Source organism: Streptomyces sp. SID11385, from assembly GCF_010548245.1.
Lineage (GTDB): Bacteria > Actinomycetota > Actinomycetes > Streptomycetales > Streptomycetaceae > Streptomyces.
The window spans coordinates 1-1713 of sequence record NZ_JAAGLR010001192.1; the positions used below are offsets into that span (position 1 = coordinate 1).

1 protein-coding gene is annotated in these 1713 nt (G+C 74.3%); it reads left to right on the plus strand.

Annotated elements, in window-relative coordinates; genetic code table 11:
• A partial coding sequence (locus tag G3I42_RS36730) for an ATP-binding protein (protein WP_164291974.1) occupies window positions 1-1713 on the plus strand: 1713 nt, incomplete at both ends.

Below are 1713 nucleotides of genomic sequence, written 5' to 3' on the forward strand. Positions count from 1 at the left end.
TGGCTGCTCCTCGCCCTCGCCACCACGTGGGCCTTCCTGCTCGTCCGGGTGCACCGGCGCCGCGCGGAGCGCGCCGAACTGGCCCGTACCGACGCCCGCGAGGCGCTCTCCGGGCACACCGCCGAGATCGCCCGGCTCGTCCGCGTCCTGCTGCCGGACCTCGGCGCGCGGCTCGCCGAGGGCGAGGAGGCGACGCGCGCGCTCGACGCCCTCTCGCTGCCCTCCGATCCCTCGCTCCGCGCGGCCCTGCACTCCGTCGCGACCGCGCTCGGCTCCGCGCACACGGCCGCGCGCGACGCCCGCGCGCTGAGTGTCGAGGCCGCCCAGCGCGCCGAGCGGCTCGACCAGGACATCGAGACCTTCGCGCACGAGACGGTGCCGCTCGTCGTCGCCCGCTTCGCCGAACTGCGCAACCACGGCGACGCCTTGCACCGCGTCCCGCTCCCCGAGGACGAGCGGCTGCGCGCCGCGCTCGACGAGTTCGCGTGGTCCGCGCACTACGGCATGCGCCGCGCCAAGGTCGCCTACGGCATGGTCAGGCACAGCCTCACCCGCGTGCAGGCGCGCAACGCCACCGTGCTGCACCGCCTCCAGGACATGCAGTTCCGGTACGGCCAGGAGGCGTTCAAGGACCTCTTCTTCCTCGACGAGACCGCCTCACGGCTCGCCCTCGCCGCCGACCGCATCGCCTGGATGGTCGGCGGCCGGGGCAGCCGGATCTGGACCCGGCCCATCGTCATGTACCGCATCCTGCGCGGCGCGATCGGCAAGATCGAGGCGTACCGCAGGGTCGTGCTGCACTGCGACACGGAACTGTCGATCGTCGGCCGCTCGGCCGAGGCGATCATGCACCTCCTCGCCGAACTCATCGACAACTCGACGCAGTTCTCACCGCCCACCGCCGAGGTGCACGTCTACGCCGAGGAGCGCCCCGCCGGCATCGTCGTGACGATCGAGGACAGCGGCATGAAGATCCCCTGGGCGATGCGCGAGTACGTCGAGGACTGTCTCGCGGGCAAGGTGCTCGACCTCGCGGACTTCAAGAACCACCACTACGGCTTCAACGTCGTCGGCATGATCGCCCAGCGCTTCGAGATCGAGGTCAGCATCCGCCCTTCCTCGCGCGGCGGCACCGGCTTCGTCGTCCTGCTCCCCTCCGTGCACATCTCCGAGCGCAACCCCCAGCACCCCGCCCTCGTCGTCGAGCAGAAGCTCCCCGAGATCACCGCCCCCGTCGCCCCGCCGCTCGACCGCGACCTCCCGCCCGCCGAGGCCCTCGCCAAGCACCGGGCGTGGGTCAAGGCACACAAGGAGGAGCGCGCCCGCGCCGCCGCCGAGGCGGGCACCCCGCTCCCCCCGCCCGGCCCCCCGTCCGAGCTGGAGCGCCTGACCGCCCCCTGGCTCGCCCAGCCCGCACCCGCCCCCGAGGAGCACCGGAGCGCGGGCAGGGGGGAGCCGCAGGGCCACCGGAGGCGGGCCCCGTACCTGCCCGAGGGCGCGGACCCGTACGACAGCGAGCCGCCGAATGAGTACGAGGAGGTGACGGGGCGGGACCCGTACCGCGACGGCCCGGCCCCGGAAACGGCGGGGGCGCGGGAAGCGGCGGCCACCGCCACCGTGCCGCAGCCCTCGCCGGGCGGCCCGCGCGAGACGGACTCGTACGGGACGGACTCGTACGGGACGGAGCCGGGTGGCACGGGGACTTCGCCGCGT